At 63.2% G+C, this 26,506-nt stretch carries 21 protein-coding genes; 17 read left to right on the forward strand and 4 right to left on the reverse strand.

Translation table 11 applies throughout. The annotated features are described in order from the left end of the window. Positions 1–272 precede the first annotated feature (272 nt). Positions 273–1,814, forward strand: coding sequence for a methyl-accepting chemotaxis protein (locus AWB70_RS26465; RefSeq protein WP_053569871.1), 1,542 nt, complete (start codon positions 273–275; stop codon positions 1,812–1,814). 12 nt (positions 1,815–1,826) lie between these two features. Here the strand turns inward: AWB70_RS26465 and AWB70_RS26470 are convergent, their stop codons facing one another. Then, a complete protein-coding gene (locus tag AWB70_RS26470) occupies positions 1,827–2,939 on the reverse strand; it encodes an AGE family epimerase/isomerase (protein WP_082378111.1) in 1,113 nt (370 codons plus the stop codon). Positions 2,940–3,076: 137 nt separating this feature from the next. Between AWB70_RS26470 and AWB70_RS26475 the strand changes: the two genes are divergently transcribed. The 7 genes from AWB70_RS26475 to AWB70_RS26500 all read left to right on the forward strand — a co-directional run bounded on the left by AWB70_RS26475 (position 3,077) and on the right by AWB70_RS26500 (position 9,880). After that, positions 3,077–3,760 (forward strand): MgtC/SapB family protein, encoded by a 684-nt coding sequence (locus AWB70_RS26475; protein WP_041731971.1) that lies wholly within the window; start codon positions 3,077–3,079, stop codon positions 3,758–3,760. Between the two features lie 206 nt (positions 3,761–3,966). Then, the gene (locus AWB70_RS26480; protein ID WP_053569691.1) at positions 3,967–4,905 is read left to right on the forward strand and encodes a hypothetical protein; all 939 of its coding nucleotides are present in this window, start codon (positions 3,967–3,969) and stop codon (positions 4,903–4,905) included. Between the two features lie 257 nt (positions 4,906–5,162). Further along, positions 5,163–5,315 (forward strand): hypothetical protein, encoded by a 153-nt coding sequence (locus AWB70_RS39100; protein ID WP_167351001.1) that lies wholly within the window; start codon positions 5,163–5,165, stop codon positions 5,313–5,315. Between the two features lie 457 nt (positions 5,316–5,772). Continuing rightward, positions 5,773–6,936, forward strand: a complete 1,164-nt coding sequence (locus AWB70_RS26485; RefSeq protein ID WP_053569690.1) for a quaternary amine ABC transporter ATP-binding protein — start codon at positions 5,773–5,775, stop codon at positions 6,934–6,936. Continuing rightward, entirely contained in the window at positions 6,929–7,831 is a 903-nt protein-coding gene (gene choW, locus AWB70_RS26490) for a choline ABC transporter permease subunit (RefSeq protein WP_014251528.1), read from the forward strand. Before AWB70_RS26485 ends, choW begins: the two co-directional genes overlap by 8 nt. 13 nt (positions 7,832–7,844) lie before the next feature. After that, on the forward strand, positions 7,845–8,837 hold the full coding sequence (locus AWB70_RS26495; protein WP_014251527.1) for a GlxA family transcriptional regulator: 993 nt from the start codon (positions 7,845–7,847) through the stop codon (positions 8,835–8,837). Between the two features lie 95 nt (positions 8,838–8,932). Beyond that, positions 8,933–9,880, forward strand: a complete 948-nt coding sequence (locus AWB70_RS26500; RefSeq protein WP_041731969.1) for a choline ABC transporter substrate-binding protein — start codon at positions 8,933–8,935, stop codon at positions 9,878–9,880. A gap of 23 nt (positions 9,881–9,903) precedes the next feature. Here AWB70_RS26500 and AWB70_RS26505 read toward each other — a convergent pair whose 3' ends face one another. From AWB70_RS26505 to AWB70_RS26515, 3 genes are all read right to left on the reverse strand, one after another. Continuing rightward, complete coding sequence (locus AWB70_RS26505) at positions 9,904–10,671, reverse strand: class II aldolase/adducin family protein (protein WP_014251525.1); 768 nt, start codon at positions 10,669–10,671, stop codon at positions 9,904–9,906. A gap of 51 nt (positions 10,672–10,722) precedes the next feature. Next, the gene (locus AWB70_RS26510; protein ID WP_014251524.1) at positions 10,723–11,814 is read right to left on the reverse strand and encodes a GlxA family transcriptional regulator; all 1,092 of its coding nucleotides are present in this window, start codon (positions 11,812–11,814) and stop codon (positions 10,723–10,725) included. A gap of 136 nt (positions 11,815–11,950) precedes the next feature. Next, entirely contained in the window at positions 11,951–12,265 is a 315-nt protein-coding gene (locus tag AWB70_RS26515) for a hypothetical protein (RefSeq protein ID WP_045455372.1), read from the reverse strand. A 363-nt stretch (positions 12,266–12,628) separates the two neighbouring features. On the opposite strand from AWB70_RS26515, the gene AWB70_RS26520 reads away from it, so the two are divergent. The 9 genes from AWB70_RS26520 (at position 12,629) to cas3 (ending at position 26,461) form a co-directional block, all read left to right on the forward strand. Further along, positions 12,629–14,023, forward strand: a complete 1,395-nt coding sequence (locus tag AWB70_RS26520) for an L-serine ammonia-lyase (protein ID WP_053569689.1) — start codon at positions 12,629–12,631, stop codon at positions 14,021–14,023. Between the two features lie 43 nt (positions 14,024–14,066). Next, a complete protein-coding gene (locus tag AWB70_RS26525; protein ID WP_014251521.1) occupies positions 14,067–15,311 on the forward strand; it encodes a sarcosine oxidase subunit beta family protein in 1,245 nt (414 codons plus the stop codon). 24 nt (positions 15,312–15,335) lie between these two features. Then, a complete protein-coding gene (locus AWB70_RS26530) occupies positions 15,336–15,635 on the forward strand; it encodes a sarcosine oxidase subunit delta (protein WP_014251520.1) in 300 nt (99 codons plus the stop codon). Further along, positions 15,632–18,634 (forward strand): sarcosine oxidase subunit alpha family protein, encoded by a 3,003-nt coding sequence (locus AWB70_RS26535; RefSeq protein ID WP_014251519.1) that lies wholly within the window; start codon positions 15,632–15,634, stop codon positions 18,632–18,634. Before AWB70_RS26530 ends, AWB70_RS26535 begins: the two co-directional genes overlap by 4 nt. Further along, entirely contained in the window at positions 18,624–19,286 is a 663-nt protein-coding gene (locus AWB70_RS26540) for a sarcosine oxidase subunit gamma (RefSeq protein ID WP_045455365.1), read from the forward strand. The genes AWB70_RS26535 and AWB70_RS26540 overlap by 11 nt, the downstream gene beginning before the upstream one ends. After that, on the forward strand, positions 19,283–19,720 hold the full coding sequence (locus tag AWB70_RS26545) for a dihydroneopterin aldolase (protein WP_053569688.1): 438 nt from the start codon (positions 19,283–19,285) through the stop codon (positions 19,718–19,720). Before AWB70_RS26540 ends, AWB70_RS26545 begins: the two co-directional genes overlap by 4 nt. Further along, complete coding sequence (locus AWB70_RS26550) at positions 19,717–19,980, forward strand: hypothetical protein (RefSeq protein WP_014251516.1); 264 nt, start codon at positions 19,717–19,719, stop codon at positions 19,978–19,980. The genes AWB70_RS26545 and AWB70_RS26550 overlap by 4 nt, the downstream gene beginning before the upstream one ends. 108 nt (positions 19,981–20,088) lie before the next feature. Further along, entirely contained in the window at positions 20,089–21,507 is a 1,419-nt protein-coding gene (locus AWB70_RS26555; protein WP_053569687.1) for an MFS transporter, read from the forward strand. A 184-nt stretch (positions 21,508–21,691) separates the two neighbouring features. Further along, on the forward strand, positions 21,692–26,461 hold the full coding sequence (gene cas3, locus AWB70_RS39380; protein WP_235024355.1) for a CRISPR-associated helicase Cas3': 4,770 nt from the start codon (positions 21,692–21,694) through the stop codon (positions 26,459–26,461). The last annotated feature ends 45 nt before the right edge of the window (positions 26,462–26,506 follow it).

Genomic DNA, 26,506 nt, shown 5'->3' on the forward strand with positions numbered 1-26,506 from the left:
CGGACACTCCTTGGGTGGGTTCGGTGCCGTCCTGCAAAGACAATAGGAAGCGTTCGCGCCCACTGCAAGGAAGTCACGCAAAAATTGTGCAATGGTGCGTTTCGAGCGGCATGCGTGCCCTCCGGCGACGCTTCGCCGGGACCGCGCATTCCCCTCATTCGCGTAGACACGCCATGGCGGCAAACGATTCAAGCTTTCCTGCGTGATTGCCGTAAACCCGCACTGTCCCCGCATCGCGCGGGCCTCAATTTCGGAAAGTGTGGGTGTTTGTGATGTTCGGAAAGATCAAGGTTTCATCCGGTTTGCTGGCCGTTCTGGTGGTGTTTTGTCTCTTTCAGCTCGTGACCGAAGGGCTCGGGTTCTGGTCGCTCTCGCGCACGCACGACGATGTCGGCAGTCTCTCGGACATCGCGCTCAAGCAGGTGAACGCGGTCAACAAGACCACCCAGCATCTGATGGACGCGCGCATCAACCTCTCCCGCGCGGGCACCCGCATGGTGCGCGGCGGCACGGAGCCGACGGAAATCGTCCAGCACGCGCGCGAGGAGATCGCGGCGGCGGACAAGTCGTTCACCGCCTTTCTGAACGCGCCGAAGACCGGCGACGAGAACCTGGCGCGCATGACCGCGCTGAAGGCGAAGTACGCCGAGTATTCGAAGGCGCTTTCCGAGCTCGTCCAGTATCTCGACGCGGGCAATATTCAGGCGTTTCTGGACCAGCCGACGCAAGGCTTCCAGGACCGCTATCTCGCCGAGCAGCAGAAGTTCGTCGATTTCGGCGATGAAGCCGGCCGCGGCTATCTGTCGTCGATCGATACGCGTTACGCGTGGTTCCGCGCCGTGGGCATCGTGATTTTCGTGGCGCTCGTCGCGGGCGTCGCGCTGACGCACGTCGCGCTGCGCCGTGGCGTGATCGCGCCGCTGGAGGAAGCGGGCCGTCATTTCGAGCGCATCGCGAAGGGGCGTCTCGACGAGCGCATCGAGGATCGCGGCACGAACGAGATCGGCCGTCTGTTCGCGGGACTCGCGACGATGCAGGCGAGCGTCGCGGGCACCGTGAAGACCGTGCGCGAGACGTCGGATTCGATCAACTTCGGCGCCGACGAAATCGCGAGCGGCAACGCCGATCTTTCCGCGCGCACGGAAAATCAGGCGGCGTCGCTGGAAGAAACCGCATCGAGCATGGAAGAGCTGACCGCGACCGTGCGTCAGAACGCCGAGCACGCCCGCGAGGCGAACACGCTCGCAGGCCAGGCGCTCGACGCGACCTCGCGCGGCTCCAGCGTGGTCGATGATGTCGTCGAGAAGATGCGCGGCATCGCGGCGAGCTCGGACAAGATCGCGGAAATCATTTCGGTCATCGACGGCATCGCGTTCCAGACCAACATTCTGGCGCTGAACGCGGCGGTCGAGGCGGCGCGCGCGGGCGAGCAAGGGCGCGGCTTCGCGGTTGTGGCGGGCGAAGTGCGCGGGCTCGCGCAGCGCTCGGCGCAATCGGCCAAGGAAATCAAGGAGCTGATCGGCGAATCGGTCGCGCAGGTCAGCGACGGCTCCGTGCTCGTCGAGCGCGCGGGCGCGGCGATGCGCGATGTGTCGGCGTCGATCTCGCGCGTCACGCAGATGATGGCGGAAATCAGCGCGTCGTCGCTTGAGCAGAGCGTGGGCATCGAGCAGGTGAATCAGGCCGTCACGCAGATGGACGAGATGACGCAGCAGAACGCGGCGCTCGTCGAAGAGGCCGCGGCGGCCGCGTCGTCGCTGCACGAGCAGACGCGGCAACTGAAGGCGGCGGTGTCGGTGTTTCAGCTCGCCTGAGTCCGTTCCCGCTCAGGCAGGCAACGCCGCGTACGACGTCGCGAGGTGATACGGCGTCGTCGACGGCATCTCGGCGCGGATGATCTCGCCCTGCGCCGAGCGGCATTCGACCCAGCCGGTTGCATGCAGGAAGCGCGCGCGGAAGCGCTCGATCTGCTCGCCGACGGGGTCGCCGCGCGTGGCCAGCGCGCGCAGATATTCCGTCTGCGCCCAGATGCGCTCCGTGCCGTCGATCACGTGGCCGGCTTCGTCGAGCGCGGCGCACACGCCGCCAGTTTTCGCGTCCACGCCGTGCCGTTGCGCGAAATCGAAGGCGCGCGCGAGCTTTTCGTTGAGGCCCGCCGCTTCGAACGCGGCGTGACCACTGCCCTGCGCCAGAAAATACCACTCGAACTGATGGCCCGGCTCCAGCCGGTTGCCTGGCGCGCCCATCGGCAATTCGGCGATCGCACCGCTCGGCTGATGCACGAACGCATCCGCGACGGATCTTGCGAGCTGCGCGAGACGCTTGTCGTAGGCGGGGTCGGCGGTCGCCTCGCGCGCGGCGAGCCACGCTTCCGCGAGATGCATCAGCGGATTTTGCAGCGGCGTTTCGAGCGTCGCGCCGAAGTCCTCGGCGAGCGCGGCGTTCAGCAGATCGCCGCCGCTCGAAAAGCGCGCCTCGACGAGCCGCGAGGTCTCGTCGAGCAGCGCGAGCGCGTCAGCGGAGCCGCTTTTTTTCGCGTAATGCGCGCACGCGAACACCACGAACGCATGCGTGTACAGATCCTTCTGGCGCTCGAGCGGCGCACCGCTCGCATCCACGCTATAGAACCATCCCCCGTTTTTTCTGTCCTGAAAATAGTGCCGCAGCGATTCGAAGAGCGTTGCGGCATGGGCGAGGTCGCCGGCTTCGGAGAACACGAACAGTTGCCGCGCGCAGGCCATGGCGCGATACCGCTTCGGCGGTAACGGTGCATGATCGCCGGGAGCGACGGCTTCGTACGCCAGCCCGAGTGACGCATTGAACCCCGAACCGCGCCAGACGGGCAGCACGACGTTCGCATAATGGGCGCGCAACTGCGCGGCGGAATCCGGGCTCGTCGATTGCATCGGCGATGAAGCGGTGAGTTGTTGATCCTGCATACGAAGACTCTGATTGGGTCCGAAAAGCGCATGGCCGTGCCAGGGTCACGCAACAGGAAAGAATAGCAAAACCGGCCCGGCGCGCACCGCGTTTTCAGGTGCGGCAACGGGCTTTTCAAACGAGGAGGGCGCACAACATGTTGGGAAATGTGGAACTCGTTTCGCGGCTCGTGATGGCCGCGGCGCTCGGCAGCGTCATCGGTTTCGAGCGCGAGCGGCTCGCGTGGGCGGCGGGGCTGCGCACGCACATGCTCGTGTGCGTCGGCTCGGCGCTTTTCATGATCGTGTCGGCGTTCGGTTTCGCGGATGCGCTGACGGCCGATCACGTCGTGCTCGATCCGTCGCGGGTCGCGGCGCAGGTGGTGTCGGGCATCGGCTTTCTCGGCGCGGGATCGATTCTGCTGCGCGGCGAGATCGTGCGCGGGCTGACGACGGCCGCGAGCCTGTGGTCCGTCGCCGCGATCGGGCTTGCGGTCGGCGGCGGGCTGTACACGGCGTCGATCGCGGCGACGGCGATCATTCTCGTCATCCTCGCGGGGATCAAGCCGCTCGAACGCCGCTTCATCAACGTGAAGCAGCGCCGCCAGCTGACGATGCTCGTCGATCGCGGCTCGCTCAGCTTTCACGCGCTGCACGAGGCGCTCGGGCCCGGCAGCGTGCGCGTGAAGCAGTTCATCGTGCAGCAGAGTGACGATTCGGCCGATCTGGACGAGGTGCGCGTGGAGTTGTCGCGCGCATCGGCGCTCGAATATCAGGCGATCCGCGAGCGTTTGCGGCAACTCGACGTGGTGCGCGAGTTTCGCGAGGAAGACGTGAGCTGAATTTGCCTCGCGATGGCTGGATTGCCCGTGCAGCCGTGCGACAATGCCGCCTCTCGAAAATATCCGCTGAAACGCCGGTGTGCCTTCCGCGCCGGCCGTGGAAGCTGCCGTCTTGCGAACTTATGCCAGATTCCGCAGTAAAAAGAGATCCTGACACGCTTCGAGCCGAATCCGCCGCCCAAACCCGCCGCCGACGCGCGCAAGCGATGCAGGCCGGCGCCGACGCCGAGAAGAAGCTCGCCCGCGCCGCGCGCTCGGCGCAGCGTCTCGCGCAACTGAGCGAAGGCGCGCGCGGCGGCGAAACGCTCGACCTGTTCGCGGAAGACGCGGAGCGCGCGCAACTCCAGGCGCTGAATACCGATATCCGTCAGGGCACGTTCGAGGGATTCGAATTGCCGGACGTGTTTCTCGCGGCGGTGCAGTCGAGTTGCGGCACGCCGCCCGCGGGCGTCAATGCGGCTGAATCCGCGGCCGCGAAACGCCTGGCGCGGGGCACGGCGGCATCGTCCGCGCCGGAGCAGGGCTTGTTTCAGGACGAACCGCCCGAAATCGACGCATCGCAGCCGGATCAGCGCGAGTCCGCGGACAAGACCGGCGCGATCGCCGCTGCCGCGCCGCGCTCGGCGAGCATCAGCACGTCCGTCGCGCCGGAAAGCGCGGCGCGCGCGCTGATCGCGCAGGATCGCGGCGAGCCGAGCGTGCGTCCGGCGCGCGGCGAAGCCGAGCCGTTCGCGAAATCCAGCGCGCCCGAACTCGACCGCGCCCGCGCCACCGCGTTCGCGGACACCATCGACGCGCTCCACGCCGTGATGGCCGAGCAGCGCACGTCCGCCACGGCCCACGCGCGCCGCATGAAGACGATGCTGACGGTCATAGTCTGCGTGATGCTCGTCACGGTCGCGACCGGCATCGCGCAAACGGCGGTGCTGCTGCGCATGAGTCACGACGCCAAGCTGCAGCAGGATCGCACGGAGCAATTGATGCTCAACCAGCAGGCGACGCTCGCCTCGCTGTTCGATACCGATTCGGCGACCTTCAGCCTGCGCCCGCCATCCGACACGCCGCGCAACGCCTCGCCGGTGCAGGCCACGCCGCAAACGCAAGCGCGCCACACACACCATCGCGCCGGTTCCGCTGCTCGCTGATCCCGCCCTTATGTCACATTCCTGCGACACACCGCAGTGCGGCGGCGTGCCGCACATGCGTTCCATTTGACGGTGGAACGCCGCTGCTCGGGCGCTTGCGTCCCGTCCCTGTATTCAGCTTCGAGTAAGGACCGGTCGAGAGGTAGAAAAACTACGGGAAAATTTCTTAGAAATGCTGCATTGCACTAGAAATCGGGCAGGGCTATCCCTATAATTCGAACTAAGGGAAAACCCTCAATCGTCAAACGGAGTCAGTCATGAGCTACCTCTTCGCCCTGCTGCAAAAATTTGCTTCGCTGTTCGAATCGCCGCACCTTCCGATGGACAAGGACTACTCGTATCAAGCGCGTTTCCGTGAATCGGAGCGTCAGCGCAAGTCGCGCGGCACCGCTTTCGGCATCCGCCTGTAATGCGCGGCTGATGGCGGCGCGGGAAACACAACACCAGCAACACACGACGGCCAACGCCGTACGACCCGCCCGCCGCTTCATCGCTTTCATGTAGTTTTTCTAGCAATTCTCAGCTGTCCCGGTATCTTTACCGGCGCATCTTTTCTCCGCGCATGTCCGCGCGCGACGCAGTTTTCCTTCCTTTCGCCTTTCTGACGGCGCTTAAAAGACTGTTTGCATCGCAAAAACGCGCCTCGACTTGTCTTCCGGCGACACGCCGAAATCTCCGCGTCATTGCCCTTCGACGGCCGCAAAGCCTTATCCAGCATGGCGTTCGCCGCACATGCGGAAAGCGGCCTATATTCAAGTGTCGTATTTCCACATGTGGTTGTCGCAAATAGTCGGCTGATGCGACTTTTTTCTAGCAACTATGTATGCACAGCGCGGACGCACGTCCGCCCTCGCCAGGAGATATTCGATGAATTCCCCCAAGGTAGTAGTCGAAGGACTGTGCAAAGTATTCGGCAACAGTCCCAAGCAGGCGCTCGACATGCTGGCCGGCGGCGCGACGAAGGAAGAAGTCTTCAAGCGCACCGGACAGATTGTTGGCGTCCATAACGTCTCCTTCGACGTCAAGGAAGGCGAGATTTTCGTGCTCATGGGCCTGTCAGGCTCAGGCAAATCCACGCTGATCCGGCTCATCAACCGTCTGGTCGAGCCGACCGCCGGAAAAGTGCTGATCGATGGCCGCGATGTGGCCGCCGTCAAGCGCTCGGAACTCACGGAACTGCGCCGCAAGGACATGAGCATGGTGTTTCAGTCCTTCGCGCTGATGCCGCAGCGCACCGTCATCTCCAACGCCGCGTTCGGCCTGGAAGTCGCGGGCGTCGGCAAGAAGGAGCGCGAAGCCCGCGCGATGACCGTGCTCGAACAAGTCGGTCTCGCGCCGTTCGCGCAGAAGCTGCCGTCGCAGCTATCGGGCGGCATGCAGCAGCGCGTGGGCCTTGCTCGCGCGCTCGCCGTCAATCCTTCGCTGATGATCATGGACGAAGCGTTTTCCGCGCTCGATCCGCTCAAGCGCAAGGAAATGCAGAACGTGCTGCTCGATCTGCAACGCGAGCAGCGCCGCACCATTCTTTTCGTGTCGCACGATCTCGAAGAAGCGATGCGCATCGGCACGCGCATCGCGATCATGGAAGGTGGGCGCGTGGTGCAGATCGGCACGCCGCAGGAAATCATCACGAATCCAGCCGATGACTACGTGGAGGCCTTCTTCGAAGGCATCGACACGAGCCGCTATCTCACCGCCGGCGATCTGATGCAGACCGATGAAGTGCCGCTCATCCGGCACAACATCCAGATCGACGCGTCGAGCGTGGCGCAAACCCTGAACGGCAGCGCCGACTATGCGTTCGTGCTCGATGCGCAGCGCCGCATCCGTGGCTTCGTCGGGCGCGAGAGCGCCAATGTTCAGCATATCGATTGCATCGAGCGGCACATGGCGTTGGACGACGTCGTGAACCGCGTGGTCGCGAGCCCCGCGCCGCTGCCCGTCGTCGAGGCGGACGGCTCGTACTGCGGGTCGATCAACAAGACCAATGTCCTGAAGGTCCTTACGCACCATCGAGGTTCCCATGTCTGAAATCATCCCGCTTGGCAGTTGGGTGGACCACGGCGTCCACTATCTCCTCGATCACGACGCGAAGACGTTCGATTCCATCGGCAAGGTCATCGAGACATTCGCCGCCGCGGTCGAGCACGGCCTGCAGGCCGTTCCGATGTGGGCGCTCATCGCGATCTTCGTCGGCATTGGTTTATGGCGCGTGGGCTGGCGCTTCGCCACCTTCGTGCTTGCCGCGCTATTGCTGATCTACGCGACGAACTTCTGGGATCAGATGGTCATCACGCTCGGCCTCACGTTGTCGTCCACGTTCATCAGCCTGTTGCTCGGCATTCCGCTCGGCATCTGGACCTCGAAGAGCAAGTATGTCGAAATGGCCGTGCGCCCCGTGCTCGACCTGATGCAGACGATGCCCGCCTTCGTCTACCTGATTCCGGCCGCGATGCTGTTCGGCCTGGGCCGCGTGCCGGGGATTCTCGCGACCGTCATCTTCGCGATGCCGCCCGCCGTGCGTCTCACCGCACTCGGCATCAAGCAGGTGAACCGCGAGATCGTGGAAGCGGGACAGGCATTCGGCTGCACGCCGTTCCAGTTGCTCTACAAGGTGCAGATTCCAAACGCACTGCCTTCGATCATGACCGGCGTGAACCAGACGATCATGATGGCGCTGTCGATGGTCATCATCGCGTCGATGGTCGGCGCGGGCGGTCTCGGCAACGACGTGCTCGCCTCGATTCAGCGTCTGGATATTGGCCTGGGCTTCGAGAGCGGCTTGTCGGTGGTGTTGCTGGCGATCATTCTCGACCGTATCACCGAGAGCTTCGGCCGTTCCCCCGGCATGGCGCGCGCCCCGCTGTTCGCGGGTCTCAAGAGCGTGATGAAAGTGCGCCGCGCACCGGCGACGCAACAAGGCTAAACGAGGTCCATGCATGAAGCGCGACGCGATCGTCCCAGCGGGTACCGAATCACCGTTGTCCAATCTCGCGCACTTCGGCTTCCTCACCCTGCCGAACTTTTCGATGATCGCGTTCACGAGCGCGGTCGAGGTGCTGCGCATGGCCAATTACATCGGCCGCACGCAGCACTATCGATGGTCGATCATCACGCCGGATGGGGAGCCAGCGCGCGCGAGCAACGGCATCACCGTGAAGCCGACGGTGACGCTCGACGAAGCCGGCATGCCGGACGTGCTGATCGTGTGCGCGGGCTGGCATGTCGCGGATTATGTCGATGATAAGGTCATCGAACTATTGCAGCGTGCGCACGAAGCGGGCATTCCGCTCGGCGGCATTTGCACGGGACCGTATGCGCTGCTTGCGGCGAAGCTGCTCGACGGTTATCGCTGCACGCTGCACTGGGAAGACATGTCGCCGGTCAACAAGCGCTTTCCGCATGTGCGGTTCGCGGACGAGCTCTTCGTGATCGATCGCGATCGCATGACGTGCACGGGCGGCACCGCGCCGCTCGACCTGATGCTCAATCTCGTGGGCATGCGGCTCGGGCAGGCGCATGCGGCACAGGTGTCGGAGCAGTTCATCGTCGAGCGGATTCGCGGATCGACGGATTACCAGCACATTCCCGTCGATGCGCGCGTGGGATTCTCGCGCGCCGAGCTCGTCGAAGTCGTGCGGCTGATGGAAGCGAACATCGAAGAGCCTTTATCGCTCGAAGAACTCGCGCGGCTCGTGCATCTGTCGCAGCGCCACTTGCAACGCATGTTCAAGATGTTCCTCAACGTGTCGCCGACGCATTACTACCTGACGCTGCGTCTGCGCCGCGCGCGAGAACTGCTGCGCAACACGGACGCGTCGATTGCGCGCGTGACGAGCATTTGCGGGTTTCATTCGCCTTGTCATTTCAGCAAGGCGTATCGCGCGCAGTTCGGCCATGCGCCGAGCGTCGAGCGGCGATTGTCGGCCTGACGCTTTTCTTTTTATATCTTCGGTCCGCGCGGGCTTTTTATCGAAGCCTCGCGCGCGGGCCGGGTCGTGCCTTTAAAAAACTCGGAGAGAGAACGATGAAGCGCTTGTGGATTGCGTCGATAGCTTCGCTGGCAACGGCAATGTTGACAGGCGCGTATGCCGCCGAGCCGGCCGCGTGCAGGAACGTGCGCTTCGCGGATGTCGGCTGGACGGATATCGCGGCGACGACCGGCCTTGCATCGACGGTTCTGCAGGGCCTCGGTTACAACCCGACCAAGACGATCGCTTCGGTGCCGATCACTTTCGCGGGTGTGAAGAGCAAGCAGATTGACGTGTTCCTCGGCTACTGGTCGCCGACCATGGACCCGATGATCGATTCGTTCAAGAAGGCGAATCAGGTCAAGATTCTGGCGACGCCGAATCTGACCGGCGCGAAGTACACGCTCGCGGTGCCGGACTACGCGTATCAGGCGGGCATCAAGAACTTCAGCGATATCGCGAAGAACTACGACAAGCTCGACGGCAAGATCTACGGCATCGAGCCGGGCAACGACGGCAATGCGCTCATCAAGAAGATGATCGACAGTAACATGTACGGGCTCGGCAAGTTCAAGCTCGTGGAGTCGAGCGAGGCGGGCATGCTCGTCGAAGTGAATCGCGCGATTCGCGAGAAGAAGCCGATCGTGTTCCTCGGCTGGGAGCCGCATCCGATGAACGTGCAGATGAAGATCGATTATCTGGCTGGCGGCGATGACGTCTTCGGGCCGAACTACGGCGAAGCGAAGGTGCTGACCGTCACGCCGACCGATTACGACACGCGTTGCCCGAATGTCGCGAAGCTCGTGTCGAACCTGCAGTTCACGACGGATATCGAGAACCACGTGATGCTGCCGATCATGAACAAGACCGACGCGAACAAGGCCGCGCGGGCGTGGCTGAAGGCGAATCCCGCGGTGCTCGACAAGTGGCTCGCGGGCGTGAAGACGTTTGATGGGAAGGAGGGGTTGCCGGCGGTGAAGGCGTATGTGGCCGCGGGCAACTGACCTCGAAACGCTCCAGGGGCGCGTCAACTCCGATAATCCGTCCTCGCGCCCCCTTCGATCATCCTCAACGCTGCATCCCACTGCAGCGCCATGATCCCATCGGACTCATCCCTGCGATACTGCTCTGCCGTCAGTTCACAAACTTTCTGCGAAGGCAGATTCAATTCCGCATTGCCCGCGAGCGCCCGGATCTGAATCTCGCATGCCCTTTCCAGAAAATACATTTCCTGGAACGCCTCGGGAATCGACTTACCGCATGTCAGTAACCCGTGATTTTTCAAGATCATCGCGTTATGCGGCCCGAGATCATTGACGAGCCGGTCCCGCTCCGCGAGATCCAGCGCGATGCCTTCATAATCGTGATAAGCGATATGCCCGTAATATTTCAGCGCGTGCTGGCTGATGGGCAACAAGCCTTGTTTCTGCGCCGACACCGCCGCGCCCGCCGCCGTATGCGTATGCACGACGCACAGCACATCGGGACGCGCCATGTGGATCGCGGAATGAATCGTGAAGCCCGCCGGATTCACGCGATACCGCTCGGGATCGTCGCTCGCACGCGCCTCGACGGGACGCCCTTCCTGATCGATGCGCACGAGGTCCGACGCGCGCATCTCATCGAACAGCACGCCATAGCGATTGATCAGAAAGTGATGATCTTCTCCCGGCACACGCGCGCTGATGTGCGTGAAGATCATGTCGGTCCAGCGGAAGTGTCCGATCACGCGATAAAGCGCCGCGAGATCGCAGCGCACCTGCCATTCTTCCTGCGAATACCCGTGAGTCTCCATGCCGTTCCTCCTTGGTGTGTCGAGCCGCGGAAAACGTGAAGCGGATAAAGCCTAGATCGCCTGAGCGCGGCCCGGAAAAACTTCGTCGTAGTCCATTGCGTGAGCGGCTTCCTGCGCGTCCTGCGTCCCGCCACCCTGCTCGCGATACATCATCGGCGGCACGCCGAATTGCTTGCGGAACTCGCGGCCGAGATGCGATGCGTCCGAAAAGCCGCAACTCGACGCGATATCCGCGACGGTCTTGTCCGAGCTCGTCAGAAGCCATGCAGCCGTGCGCAACCGCACCTGCTTCGCGTAGGCCTGCGGCGCCTTGCCCGTCTCCGCCTTGAAAAGCCGTTCGAGCTGGCGCGTCGAAAGATCGAGCTTGTGCGCGAGTTCATCCAGCGAGAGCGAACGCCCGACGTGCTGCTCCATCAGCAGGATCGCACGTTTCACTTTGGGATGCGTGGCGGGCGCGAGACCCGGCGGATGCGGCTGCGGCGCGTTGCCCTTCTGCATGTCGTCGACGAGCAGGATGCGCAGTGCCTTTTGCACCGTCGCCGTTTCGAAGTGACGAAGCAGGATGGCGGCGGCGACATCGATCGAGGCGCGCCCGCCCGAACACGTAATGCGCCTTCTGTCGATCACGAAGAGACGATCGGCGACGAGCGCCTGCTCGTCCGCATGCGGAAAGCGCTCGACGAAATCCCAGTAATGAAACCAGCTTACGCAGATGCGATGCCCTTCGAGCACGCCCGCGCGCATCAGCGAGAACACGCCCGTGCACATGCCGACGAGCGTCGCATTCGTCGCGGCGGCGCGCCGGATGAACTGAAGCGTGGCCTCGCTCGTGGCGGGACCGGAATGCAGCAGGCCGCCGACCACGACGACGTAGTCGAACGGCTCGGCCTGATCGTAGGTTTCCCACGGCGTGATCTGAATGCCGCAACTCGCGCGCACGGGCGCGAGCGTCTCGCCGATCACGCTCCACGAGCAGCGCACCGGGCGGCTGAAATCGCCTTCGTCGGCAGACAGGCGCAACAGGTCGACGAAACCGGAGAACGCGGTCAGCGTGAAGTTCGGCAACAGGATGATGCCGAAGCGAATGCGCGATTTCGACTGACCGTCGATGGACGACGGCGGAAGGGGTTCTGCGGGGCTCATGCGGGCGACATGCGGCTGGACGTTATCCAGCGAGCATAACACTCGGCCGCGGGCCGCGGGCGCGTCTCGGAAACGATGCGGCCGGCGTCGAGTGACGCCGGCCGCATGAATCGCAAAAGGAAGAAGGAAGCGGCGCTCAGCCGCCGAGCACGGCGAAGCCCCATGCGAAGACGCCGCCGATCAGCGCGCCCGTCGCGCGGCCGAGCACGCTCGCGATCGTGTAATCGCCCCAGCGCTGCTCGATTTCCGCCTTCAAGATGCCGAAGTAGCGCAGCACGGGATCGATGGAGCAGAGCAACACGAGCGCGCCCCAGACGGGTGCCTCGCGCGTGAGCACGTGCTCGGGCGAAAGCAGGCCGATTGCCTGGAGCGTGCCGACGACCACCGCGCCGACGAGGAAAGCGAGAACCCAGGATTTGAAGAACTGGTCGGGGAGTGCGTGAGTTTCCATCGAATGCGAACCGGAAGAAGCGGGGAAGGTAGGTAGGAAAGCGTGAGCGCGGGCTCAGCCGAATACCTAGGGAATATACCGATGCACGCTGTCCCGGCGCTTCGGACCAGTCTCAAAAGGATGGAAAGTGCAACGAAGATGCGCAAAAAGGCGCGAATCGCGAAAGGGTCTGTTACGCGCGTCGTATCGGCCGTTCGAAATCACCGGGAAAACGCCGCCCGCGAAGCGCTGACGCCGCTATCCCATTTCGACGGCGTTTTTGTTCTATCGGGTCTTTATAGGGTTTGGTGCAATAGGCGCCATAGAGAAACCCCGCGAAACCACGGCCGCGCATCGCGCAACGCCACACCCAGGGACACGCCAATGAACGTCAGCGTCTTCGATCTGTTCAAGATCGGCATCGGACCGTCGAGCTCGCATACCGTCGGACCGATGATTGCGGCGTGCCGGTTCGCGTCGCATATCGAGGACGCCAATCTGCTCGCCTTCGTCACCCGCGTGCGCGCGGAGCTGTTCGGCTCGCTCGGCGCGACCGGCAAGGGCCACGGCACCGACAAGGCCGTGCTGCTCGGCCTCGAAGGCAATCTGCCCGACCTCATCGATCCGGACCTCATCGCGCCGCGCCTGAAGGAAATACGCGAAAGCAAGCGCCTGAACCTGCTCGGCAAGCATGAAGTGGCGTTCGAAGAGCGCGAGCATATCGGCTTTTATCGCAAGCTGATGCCGGGTGCGCCGGGTTCGAGCATCGTGCATCCCAACGGCATGCGCTTTCAGGCGTTCGACGAAAACGGCCAGTTGCTCGTCGAGAAAGAGTATTACTCGATCGGCGGCGGCTTCGTCGTGAATCGCGAGGGCGATCGCGTCAATGGCTTGCGCGCCGGCAACACGGTGCCGCATCCGTTTCGCACCGGCGACGATCTCATGCGCATCTGCAAGGAGACAGGTCTGTCTATCGCCGAAGTGACGATGCAGAACGAATGCGCGAATCGCACCGAACAGGACGTGCGCGAGGGCATGCTCGCCGTGTGGCGCGTGATGGCCGCGTGCGTCGAGCGCGGCTGCAAGGAGCGCGGCGAGTTGCCGGGCCCGATGCGCGTGAAGCGCCGCGCGGCCGACTTGTCCATCCAGTTGCGCACGCGTTCCGAAGAGTCGCTGCGCGATCCCCTGTCGATGCTCGACTGGGTCAATCTCTACGCGATGGCCGTGAACGAAGAAAACGCAGCGGGCGGCCGCGTCGTCACCGCGCCGACCAATGGCGCGGCCGGCGTGATTCCCGCGGTGCTGCACTACTACGTGAAGTTCATGCACGGCGCGAACGACGAAGGCATCGTGCGCTTCCTTCTGACCGCGGCCGCCATCGGCATCATCTACAAGGAAACCGCGTCGATCTCGGGCGCCGAAGTCGGCTGCCAGGGCGAAGTGGGCGTCGCGTGCTCGATGGCCGCCGCCGCGCTCGCCGCCGTCATGGGCGGCACGCCCGAACAAGTGGAAAACGCCGCGGAAATCGGCATGGAGCACAACCTCGGCATGACGTGCGATCCCGTCGGCGGACTCGTGCAGATTCCGTGCATCGAGCGCAACGCGATGGGCTCGATCAAGGCGATCAACGCGGCGCGCATGGCGATGAAGGGCGACGGCAAGCATTACGTGTCGCTCGATTCGGTCATCAAGACGATGCGCGAAACCGGCGCCGACATGAAAACGAAATACAAGGAGACGTCGCGCGGTGGCCTCGCCGTGAACGTCATCGAATGCTGAATCGATTGCAAGCACAAACCCCGCACGAAGGAAGAGATACACCATGAGCCGCTATTCCATCTTCAGCCTGCTGCGCAACGGCATGTCGTATCACGAGAACTGGGAGCGCCAGTGGCGAAGTCCCGAGCCGAAGCGCGAGTACGACGTGGTGATCGTCGGCGGCGGCGGTCATGGTCTCGCGACGGCCTACTATCTGGCGAAAGAGCATGGCATCACGAATGTCGCGATTCTCGAGAAGGGGTGGATCGGCGGCGGCAACACCGCGCGCAACACGACCATCGTGCGCTCGAACTATCTGTGGGATGAATCGGCCGCGCTGTACGAGAAAGCGATGAAGCTGTGGGAAGGCCTCTCGCAAGACCTCAACTACAACGTGATGTTCTCGCAACGCGGCGTGATGAACCTCGCGCACAATTTGCAGGACGTGCGCGATACGGAACGTCGCGTGAACGCGAACCGCCTCAATGGCGTCGATGCCGAGTTCCTCACGCCGCAGCAGATCAAGGAAATCGAGCCGACGATCAACCTCAATAGCCGCTATCCGGTGCTGGGCGCGTCGATTCAACGTCGCGGCGGCGTGGCGCGTCACGATGCGGTGGCCTGGGGCTTCGCGCGCGGCGCGGACCGCGCGGGCGTGGACATCATTCAGAACTGCCAGGTCGTCGGCATTCGCCGCGATGGCAATCAGGTGACGGGCGTCGATACGACCAAGGGTTTCATCAAGGCGAAGAAGGTCGCGGTCGTCACGGCCGGCAGCACGACCACGCTCGCCGACATGGCAGGCGTGCGTCTGCCGATCGAGAGTCATCCGCTTCAGGCGCTCGTGTCCGAGCCGATCAAGCCGGTCGTGAACACGGTGATCATGTCGAACGCGGTGCACGCGTATATCAGCCAGTCCGACAAGGGCGATCTGGTGATCGGCGCGGGCGTCGACCAGTACGCGGGTTATGGGCAGCGCGGCAGCTTCCACATCATCGAAGGCACGCTGGAAGCGATCGTCGAGATGTTCCCGGTGTTCTCGCGCGTGCGCATGAATCGTCAGTGGGGCGGCATCGTCGATGTTTCGCCGGACGCGTGCCCGATCATCTCGAAGACCGACGTCAAGGGCCTCTACTTCAACTGCGGCTGGGGCACGGGCGGCTTCAAGGCGACGCCGGGCTCGGGCTTCGCGTATGCGCACACCATCGCACGAGACGAGCCGCATGCACTGAATGCGCCGTTCTCGCTGGATCGTTTCTATACCGGTCATCTGATCGACGAACACGGCGCGGCTGCCGTGGCTCACTAAAGCTAACCGCACAAGGAAAGAACCATGTTGCTGATCGAATGCCCCTGGTGCGGGCCGCGCGCCGAAACCGAATTTTCTTGCGGCGGCGAAGCGGATATCGCACGCCCGCTCGACACCGAAAAGCTCTCCGATAAGGAATGGGGCGACTACCTCTTCATGCGCAAGAATCCGCGCGGCGTGCATCGCGAGCAATGGAATCACGCGCAAGGCTGCCGCCGCTGGTTCAAGGTGCAGCGCGATACGGTGAGTTATGAGATTCAGGGCTACGAGACGTTCGACCGTCCGCTGGCTGTGATGCAAGACAACGGAGGCACGTCGAAATGAGCCAGAAAGATCGCATGAGCGCGGGCGGACGCATCAACCGCGCGATTCCCGTGACCTTCACCTTCAACGGCAAGACGTATCAGGGCTTCGAAGGCGATACGCTCGCTTCGGCCCTGCTTGCCAACGGCGAGCGTTTCGTTGCGCGTAGCTGGAAGTATCACCGTCCGCGCGGCATCATCACGGCGGGCGTCGAAGAGCCGAATGCAGTGGTGCAACTCGAAACCGGCGCGTACACCGTGCCGAACGCGCGCGCGACCGAAGTCGAGCTCTATCAGGGTCTCGTCGCGACGAGCGTGAACGCGAAGCCGAGCATCGAGAAAGATCGCATGGCGGTCAATCAGAAGATCGCGCGCTTCATTCCCGCGGGCTTCTACTACAAGACGTTCATGTGGCCGCGCAAGCTCTGGCCGAAATACGAAGAAGTGATTCGCGACGCGGCGGGTCTCGGCGAAGCGCCGAAGCAACTCGATGCCGACCGCTATGACAAATGCTTCGCGCATTGCGACGTGCTCGTGGTCGGCGGCGGACCTTCGGGTCTCGCGGCTGCGCATGCCGCGGGCCTGTCCGGCGCACGGGTGATTCTCGTCGACGATCAGCGCGAACTCGGCGGCTCGCTCTTGTCGTGCCGCGCCGAGATCGATGGCAAGCCCGCGCTGCAATGGGTGCAGAAGATCGAAGCCGAACTGCGCAAGATGCCCGACGTGAAGGTACTTTCGCGCAGCACGGCGTTCGGCTATCAGGACCACAACCTCGTCACGATCACGCAACGTCTGACGGAGCATCTGCCCGTCTCGCGCCGTCAGGGTACGCGTGAACTGATGTGGAAAGTGCGTGCGAAGCGCGTGATTCTCGCGACCGGCGCGCACGAGCGTCCGATCGTCTTCGGCAACAACGATCTGCCGGGCATCATGCTGGCGTCGGCGGTGTCGACGTATCTGCATCGCTACGCGGTGCTGCCGGGCCGCAACGCGGTCGTCTTCACGAACAACGACGACGCGTATCAATGCGCGCTCGATCTCAAGGCCGCGGGCGCTGATGTGACCGTCGTCGATCCGCGTCCCGCCGAATCGAAGGGCACGTTGCCCGCGGCCGCGCGCCGCTATGGCGTGCGCGTGCTGAACAACGCGGTCATCACCGTCGCGCACGGCAAGTATCGCGTGGCGTCGGTCGAAGTGGCCTCGTATGCGAAAGGCCAGGTCGGCCAGAAGCAGACCGACCTGCAGTGCGATCTCGTCGCGATGTCGGGCGGCTGGAGCCCGGTGCTGCATCTGTTCGCGCAATCGGGCGGCAAGGCGCACTGGCACGACGAAAAGGCGTGCTTCGTTCCCGGCAAGGCGATGCAGAAAGAGAGCAGCGTCGGCGCATGCGCGGGCGAGTTCTCGCTCTCGCGCGGCATCCGCTTCGGCGTCGATGCGGGCGCGGACGCGGCGCGCGCAGCGGGTCATATTGTCGCGAAGCCGAGTGCCGTGCAGGTCGCCGAGATCGTCGAAGCGCCGATGATGCCGCTGTGGATCGTCGGCAACAAGGAACTGTCGACGCGTGGTCCCAAGCAATTCGTCGACTATCAAAACGACGTGTCCGCCGCCGACATCTATCTTGCCGCGCGCGAAGGCTTCGAATCCGTCGAGCACGTCAAGCGTTATACGGCGATGGGCTTCGGCACCGACCAGGGCAAGCTCGGCAACATCAACGGCATGGCGATTCTCGCGGGCGCGCTCGGCAAGACGATTCCCGAAACCGGCACGACGACCTTCCGCCCGAACTACACGCCCGTGACCTTCGGCACGTTCGCGGGCCGCGAGTTGGGCGAGTTCCTCGACCCGGTGCGCAAGACCGCGATCCACGAATGGCACGTCGAAAACGGCGCGATGTTCGAGGACGTCGGCAACTGGAAGCGTCCGTGGTACTACCCGAAGAACGGCGAAGACCTGCACGCGGCGATTGCGCGCGAGTCGCTCGCGGTGCGTCAGAGCGTCGGCATTCTGGATGCATCGACGCTCGGCAAGATCGACATTCAAGGCCCGGATTCCGCGAAGCTGCTCAACTGGATGTACACGAATCCGTGGAGCAAGCTCGAAGTCGGCAAGTGCCGCTATGGCCTGATGCTCGACGAAAACGGCATGATCTTCGACGACGGCGTGACCGTGCGTCTCGGCGAACAGCATTACATGATGACGACGACCACCGGCGGCGCGGCGCGCGTGCTGACGTGGCTCGAACGCTGGCTGCAAACCGAGTGGCCCGACATGCGCGTGCGTCTCGCATCCGTGACGGACCACTGGGCGACGTTCGCGGTCGTCGGCCCGAACAGCCGCAAGGTGCTGCAGAAGGTGTGTCACGACATCGACTTCGCCAATGCGGCGTTCCCGTTCATGAGCTATCGCGACGGTACGGTGGCGGGCGCGGCGGCGCGCGTGATGCGCATCAGCTTCTCGGGCGAGCTTGCTTATGAAGTGAACGTGCCGGCGAACGTCGGACGCGCGGTGTGGGAAGCGCTGATGCTCGCGGGCGCGGAATTCGACATCACGCCGTACGGCACCGAAACGATGCACGTGCTGCGCGCGGAGAAGGGCTACATCATCGTCGGCCAGGATACGGATGGTTCGATGACGCCTTACGACCTCGGCATGGGCGGGCTCGTGGCGAAGTCGAAAGACTTCCTCGGCAAGCGTTCGCTCACGCGTTCGGATACGGCGAAGCAGGGACGCAAGCAGTTCGTCGGCCTGCTGACGGACGACCCTTCGATCGTGCTGCCCGAAGGCGCGCAGATCGTATCGGGTCCGTTCCAGGGCGACACCGCGCCGATGCTCGGTCACGTCACGTCGAGTTATTACAGCCCCATTTTGAAGCGCTCGATCGCGCTCGCCGTCGTGAAGGGCGGTCTCGACAAGATGGGCGAATCGGTGCTGATCCCGCTTGCGAACGGCAAGCGCATCACCGCGAAAATCACCAGTTCGGTGTTCTACGACAGCGAAGGAGCACGTCAGCATGTTGAATGAAGTCAAGGCATCCGCGACGGTCGTCGACCGTGCCATCAGCGGACAAGGCCTCAGCGGCACCTGGCAGGAAAGCCCGCTCGTAGGCGCCGATGCGCTCATGAAGTCGCATCAGAGCGGCTCGCCGAAAGCGTTTCGCCTGACGGAGCGCCCGTTCCTCGAACTCGTGAACGTGCGCGGCGATACGCGCGATGCGGCCTTCGTGAAAGCGGTGCAGAACGTGATCGGCTGCGTGCCGCCCGAGAAGGCGAACACCATCGCGCGCGGCAACGGCTACACGATGCTGTGGCTCGGCCCCGACGAATGGCTCGTGCATTCGGACGCGGCCCACGACGCGGCCCGTCCCGCGCCGCTCGAAGCGAAACTGCGCGATGCGTTCGCCGGCCAGTTCTCGGCGGCGGTGGATATCGGCAGCGGCTATACGGTGCTCGAAATCGATGGCCCGAAGACGCGTGAAGTGCTGTCGCGCGGCTGCCCGCTCGACCTTCATCCGAAGGTCTTCGGCCTTGGCCAGTGTGCGCAGAGCCACTTTTTCAAGGCATCGATCACGTTGACGCCGCTCGGTGGCGATCGCTACGAAATCATCGTGCGCCGCAGCTTCGCCGATTACTTCGTGAAGATCATGCTCGACGCCGCCGAGCCGCTGCTTTCATGAAGCCGTTCGAGCCGCTCGACATAGGCGGGAAAGGCTGGCGCATCGTCGTCGATGAATTGATCGTGAAGACGAGCGTCGGCCTGTACGAGCACGAGCATGTCGCGCCGCAGCCTGTCTGCATCGACGCGAGTCTGCGGTATCGCGAGATGCCGCAGGAATCGACCGATGGCCTGATCGATTACGAAGCGTGGTGCAATCGCGTGAGCGCGTTTCTCGAAACGAAGCCGCACACGCGCCTGCTCGAAACGCTCGCGGTCGAGATTGCGGCGCTGTCATTCGAGGAGTGGCCCGCGCTCGATGCGCTCACGCTCACGCTGCACAAGCCGAAGATCCGTGAGGGCACGAAGCGCCTCGGGCTCGAGCTCGACTGGCGTCGCGCGGACTACGTTGCATGGCGCATGCAGGCGGACGCGCTTCACGCAGCGGCGCGATGAATCCGTCACGCGACATCGCCGCGCAGTGGTCGGAGCGTGCATGCAAGGAGCACGATGCGCATGCGGCGCTCGCGCTGCTCGATCGCAGTATCGCGCTGAAGCATCGGCGCATCGCGTTGATTCGCTATCTGCATGCGCAGTATCTCGGTGCGCCGCTCGAAGCGCGGCATCACGATTATGTGAAGGCCATCGCCGCGCGGCTCAGCATGGAAGCGTTGACGCAGATCGCCGCAACCGCGCGCGCACGCTTCGATGCATGACGCGTGTGCGACATTCGATGACGCAATTCCTCTGGTGCGGCGAATTATGTTGGCGTCTACTGAAGTCATCTGAACTTGCGCGGCGAAGGCCGCATCGGGAGAGATGACATGTCTGTTGCCACGCAGCCGCGCGCGAGCGCCGCGGCACGGCTTGAACGCCTGCCGTTTTCGGGGTATCACCGCACGATCTTCATCATCATCGCGATCGCGTTTTTCTTCGATTCCGTCGATCTCGGGACGATGACTTTCGTGCTCGGTTCCATCAAGACCGAGTTCGGCTTGTCGACCGCCACGGCGGGACTCGTGGCGAGCGCGAGCTTCTTCGGCATGGTGCTGGGCGCGGCCGTCGCGGGCTTGCTCGCGGATCGCTTCGGACGCCGGCCCGTGTTTCAGTGGAGCATGGTGCTGTGGGGTCTGGCGTCGTACCTGTGCTCGACGGCGCAATCCGTCGATGCGCTGATTTTTTATCGCGTGCTGCTGGGCATCGGCATGGGCATGGAGTTTCCGATCGCGCAGACCTTGCTGTCGGAATTCGTGCCCACCGCTTCGCGCGGCCGCCTGATCGCGCTGATGGATGGATTCTGGCCGCTCGGGTTCATCGCATCGGGCGTGGTGTCGTATTTCGTTTTGCCGACGTTCGGTTGGCGCACCGAGTTCGCGTTGCTCGCGATTCCGGCTGTGTTCGTGCTGATCGTGCGCCGCGTGGTGCCGGAATCGCCGCGCTGGCTGGAGCATCGCGGACGCATCGATGAAGCGGACCGCGTGCTCGCCGATGTCGAAGTGAGGGTGATGAAGGCGAAAGGGCTGAGTCGTTTGCCAGCGCCTTCGATGCTTGCGGAGCCGGCAGCGAAGCACGGCAGCGGTGCGTTTCGCGAGATCTGGAGCGCGGCATACCGGCGACGCACGGTGATGGTGTGGACGCTGTGGTTCTTCGCGTTGCTCGGGTTTTATGGACTGACGTCGTGGCTGGGCGCATTGATGCAGCAAGCCGGTTTTGCCGTGACGAAGTCGGTGCTGTACACGGTGCTGATTTCGCTCGGCGGTGTGCCGGGATTTTTATGCGCGGCGTGGCTCGTCGAAAGGTGGGGGCGCAAGCCGACCTGCATCGCCTCGCTCGTGGGTAGCGGCGTGATGGCCTATGTGTATGGACAGACCGCGCTGCATGCGGAAACGCCGACGCTGCTCATCTGCGCCGGGCTCGCGATGCAGTTTTTCCTCTTTGCGATGTGGGCCGTGCTTTACACCTACACGCCAGAGTTGTACGGGACCGGCGCACGCGCGACGGGATCGGGATTCGCGTCGGCGATCGGGCGCGTCGGGTCGCTGATCGGGCCGTATGTCGTGGGTGTCGTGTTGCCGGTGTTCGGGCAAGGGGGCGTGTTTTCGCTTGGAGCCGCGTGTTTCGTGGTCGCGGCTTCGGCGGTATGGGTGCTGGGAATCGAAACGAAAGGACTTACGCTGGAGACGCTCGTCTCCGAGGCGGAGGAGCAGGAAGGGAGTGGAGTGCTGGCTTCGGCCAGGGAGTGAGTTTGCAGGTGTTTCAAGTAGGGCGATTTGTGGGCCGCGCTTGCGCGGCCTTTTTTTGTGCCTAAGAAATTCGGCGGTTTCGTATAGATCGATCTTCCTCGGCGGATAAAAATAGGTATCCGTAACAAATGAAAGCTGCGCATCGTCAAGTAGTCGAGGCTGGGATCGCGTAGCCGTTGAGGATATGCAAGAGAAGGAAGGAAAGCAGCATGTTGCCTGGGGCAAGCGGTCGCGCGAGGGTGACGAGAACGCGCCGTTTCATCCGCTTTGCGATCATATGCTGGACGTGGCGGCGTGCTTTATCGCGCTGACAGCGAAGGGCGGCCGCATCCGCGAGGCGATGCATGCCACAGCGAAGCGCGTGCTTGACGACAGAGACATCGCGCGACTGGCCGCGTTCGTATTTCTGCACGACTTCGGCAAGGCGAACAGCGGGTTTCAGGCGAAGCGCTGGCGAACGGGCGCGCCGCGCGGCTGGCCTCTTCATGCGGGGCACGGCGTCGAAGCGCGGCTTGCTCTGGAACTGGATGAGCACCTGCTCGCAGGACTGCCTCTCGATGAAATGTCGGCGTGGGGCGGCGCGGCTTTCGATCTTTTGCTTGCGAGCTTGGGCCATCATGGGCGGCCGGTGCGCGAACCTGTCGGCATCGATCCGCATCTATGGCAACCCGTTTTTGCCGCCGACGGACGCGAGGTCTATAACCCTGCGGCCACGCTCGGGCAAATCGGCGACCGGCTGCGGCGTGATCTGCCGCGAGCATTCGAACCGGGCGGCGAATCGTTGCCTGATCTTCCGTCGTTCGTGCATCTGTTCGCCGGCCTCGTGCAGTTGGCGGATTGGCTCGGGTCGAGCAAGCAGTTCTTTCCTTACAGCGAACCGGGCGTCGAGCGAACGTTCGACGAAGCCCTTCGATACGCGACTGAGGCCGTCGAGAGAATTGGGCTCGATGTAACGCACTTGCGCGCGGCGATGCGGAACGCACGCATCACGTTCGAATCGGCGTTCAGCGTGTCGTCGCCGCGACCCATGCAAGCCGCACTGGGCGATACCGATCTCGGCCCGTTGTTGATTCTCGAATCCGAGACCGGCAGCGGCAAGACCGAGGCCGCGCTGTGGCGCTTCGCGAAGCTTTTCGAGGCGGGAAAAGTCGACTCGCTCTACTTTGCGCTGCCAACGCGCGTCGCTGCGGTGCAGGTGTACAAACGCGTGCGCGATTTCGTCAAGTGTCTTTGGCCGAGCGATGCGCCCGTGGTCGTTCGCGCGCTGCCGGGCTACGAAAGCGCCGATGACAGCGACAAGATCGCCTTGCCGCATTACGAGGTTCAATGGTCCGACAATCCTGACGATATCGCAGCGTCGAAGCGCTGGGCCGCCGAGTCGCCAAAGCGTTTTCTCGCCGCGACGATCGCTGTCGGCACTATCGATCAGGCGTTGCTGGCTGGACTGAGCGTGCGTCATGCACATCTGCGGCATGCGGCGCTGAGCCGCTCGTTGCTGGTGGTCGATGAAGTACACGCGTCGGATACGTACATGTCCGAGTTGCTGGAGCATCTGCTGAAGGCGCATCTGGCAACGGGCGGGCATGCGTTGCTGCTGTCGGCAACGCTCGGTTCGAGACAGCGCGTGAGGTTTCAGAACGGTGTACATCCGCCGTGCATCGAAGAAGCTTGTGACGTGCCGTATCCCGCGCTGATCGACGGCGCACGCATCAGCGCGCTGGGCCGTAGCGGAGCGAAGAAGCACGTTCACTGGCAAACATGCCGAGCCATCGACGACTTCACGCACGTCGCCCGGATAGCGGTCGATGCGGCGCGGCAAGGCGCGCGTGTGTTGATCGTACGCAACACGGTGCCATCGGCGATTGCGACGCAGGAGGCCATCGAAAGCATGGTCGACGATCGCGCCTGGCTGTTCGATGTGGAAGGCGTCGCGACCCTCCATCACAGCCGGTTCAGCCGGCAGGACCGCCCGCTGCTCGACGAGGAAGTCGAGGCGCGCATCGGCAAGAAGCGCGATGGCATGAAGCCGTGCATCGTCGTGGGCACGCAGACGCTTGAACAAAGCCTCGATCTCGACGCCGATCTTCTCATCACCGATATCTGCCCGATGGATGTGCTCCTGCAGCGCATCGGACGTTTGCATCGTCATGATCGACCGGATACGGAGAGACCCGAGGCGTTCCGCCAAGCGCGCGTGTGGGTGCTCATACCCGAGAGCGGGTCGTTCGACGCTTACCTCGAACGCCCGCGCCATGGGCTCGGACGGCTGCATAACGGCGGTGGCGTCTATTCTGACTTGCGCATGATCGAAGCGACGCGCCGTCTTATCGAAGCACGAGGCGAACGCGAGATTCCGGACGATAACCGCGAACTCGTGGAGCACGCGACGCATCCCGATTGCCTCGATGCCATCGCGGCCGAGTTCGGCCCGGCGTGGCAGGCGTTGTCGCAACAACTCGACGGCGGCAAGAGCGCGGAACGTGTCGTCGCTCGCCTGCACGCGCTGGACTATGACGCGAGTTTCGAAGCGCTCGCCTTTCCCGGCAATGATGAGCGCGTCGCGACCCGCCTCGGCGTTGCCGATCGCCTGATCCGTTTCGATCCGCCCGTGCGCGGGCCGTTCGGTATCGACGTGCGCGAGATTGCCATACGCCAACACATGCTTCCGGATGACCGCGATCCAAGCGCAATTCCATCCGGCATCTCGCTCTGCGATGATGGCTTGGAGTTCTCGTTGGGCGACGTTCGCTTCACGTACGGCCGTTTCGGCATCGGGAAGCTTCCAGCGATACGTCGATTCAATTTGCTAGACAATCGTCTGCTTCATTACCACAGCGTCGATAACCAAGCGTGTGACGCAAGCTTACCGGAATTACTGGTCGCGCTAGGTCAGGACGAGGTTCGCGATTTCCCAGCAGTTCGTCCGCATCAACGTCATCCGTGGCATGCATTTCTTGTTCACATTGCGGCGATTGCTCGATACACAGCGAAACACAACGAATCACTTGAGACTGCGGAAGAATGGCGTCGCGCGTTGCTCGCGTTGACTCCGGACCATCCGGACGGCGCGGCCTTCTCGCTCGTCACGCCCGACGATCGCCCCGCGTTTTTGCAAGCGCCATGCAAGAGCGGCGAGACGCGCACATGGAAGAAGCGTCTGCTCACGCCCGACGCCGTGGACATGCTGATCACGTCGAAGAACCACGACATGAAAGCCGCACGCATGATCCACGCGGCCCCGGAGGATTGGGTCTACGCGCTCGTCAGCCTTCAAACCCAAGAGGGATTTCTCGGCGCGGGCAATTACGGCATCTCGCGCATGAACGGAGGCTTTGCGAGCCGTCCGGCGTTGGGCGTGGTGCCGGCGGGACATGTGGGCAAGCGCTGGGCGCGCGATACGCGGCTGCTCGTCGAACAACACGCAAGCATCGCCAAACGGTGCGACCTCAAGAGCAAAGGGGGACTGGCGCTCGTGTGGCTGCGTCCCTGGGACGGCACGAGCAGCCTTTCGCTCGGCGAACTCGATCCGTTCTACATCGAAATATGCAGGCGTGTGCGGTTGACGATGGACGGCACGAGATTCGTCGCGCTCGCCACGAGCAGCAAGACTGCGCGCATCGCGGCGAAGGAGCGCAACGGCGTCACGGGCGATGCTTGGACGCCGGTGCACATAGCCGAGGCGAAGGCGCTATCCATCACGGCAAGAGGCTTCGATTTTCGGCTCGCCAGCACGCTCGCGTTCTCGAACGAATTTGAACGAACGCTAGCGAGCACGCTGCTAGAGGAAGACGGCAAGACGGGTCTTTACCTTCTCGCGCAAGGCATCACGCGCGGACAGGGCAAGACGGAGGGCTATCACGAGCGGCGTATTCCCGTGTCGCCTCGCATTCGCCACGCCATGCGCATGCGCCACACCGACGAGATCGCGAAGCGCGCGGCAGATCGCATCGCCGCCATAGCCGATGTGCGCAGGGTCCTATGGATAGCGATGTGCAACCTCCTCGGCAACGGCGATTCCAGCGTCAGCGACGACACGAAGAAGAAGGCGGGCGACTTCTCGAGCAGATTCGAGCACGAGGAAGATGCACGCTTTTTCGACGATCTCATCGAGGAAGTCGAATCTCACAGCGAGAAAGAGGCGCATGAAAAATGGATCGTCGAACTCGTCGATCGCGCGGAGAAGGTGCTGGAACGTGCGTTTGTCGCTGGCCCGCGCAGCGCGGAAAGACGGTATTGCGCGCAAGGCGGCGCGCTCTCGTGCTTTCACGATTTCATGCGCACGGAGAAGCATGTTGCGCGAGGCATCGTCGGCATACTGAAGCGACGCGACGAAGCGCGCAGAAACGCGCAGCTGGATTCATGGGAGAGGTTAAACATGACATCAATTGAAGACACCGTGCTCGGATCGAGACGCAGTTTCTACGCGCAGATAGGCGCAATCAGCGGCTTCATGAAGGCGGGCAAGGGGAACGAGGGTTTGATGAAGGCGGATTATGTCGCCCTTGCACGGCTCGATCCCAACGCGCAAACGCTCACCGTGCAGCAGATCGCAGCGCTTACCCGCGTGCTGCAACGCGCGAAGGTCGAGTGCGATCGATTCAGCCTGAAGCAATGGCGGCATTGGGGACTCATCGCGCATGGCATTGCGCTGTCCGTTCACTGCTCCCGCAATGAAGCCGCGCCGCGGCTCGGGCAACAACTGCAACTCGCCGGCGTATCCGAAGCGCGCGTGACGCGTCTGCTCAACGCGCGGGGCGAGGCGCTTTTCCAGAACCTGCCGCGCGTCGTGCGATTGATGGCCAGCCGGGGCGTCGCACCGAACTGGATCGAGCTGGGCACGCTCATCCTCAATGAAGGTGCGGTGGATTCACTGCGCAAGCGCATCGCCGAGCGGGCGCGTATCGCGATCGTCCGCGACTACGCCAGAGCCAGACTCAAGAGCGAACGCAAGTAAAACCGCGTGCCATCGAATGCAATAAGTCAATGCAGAACAGGAAAC

It is taken from the genome of Caballeronia cordobensis (assembly GCF_001544575.2).
Taxonomy (GTDB): domain Bacteria; phylum Pseudomonadota; class Gammaproteobacteria; order Burkholderiales; family Burkholderiaceae; genus Caballeronia; species Caballeronia cordobensis.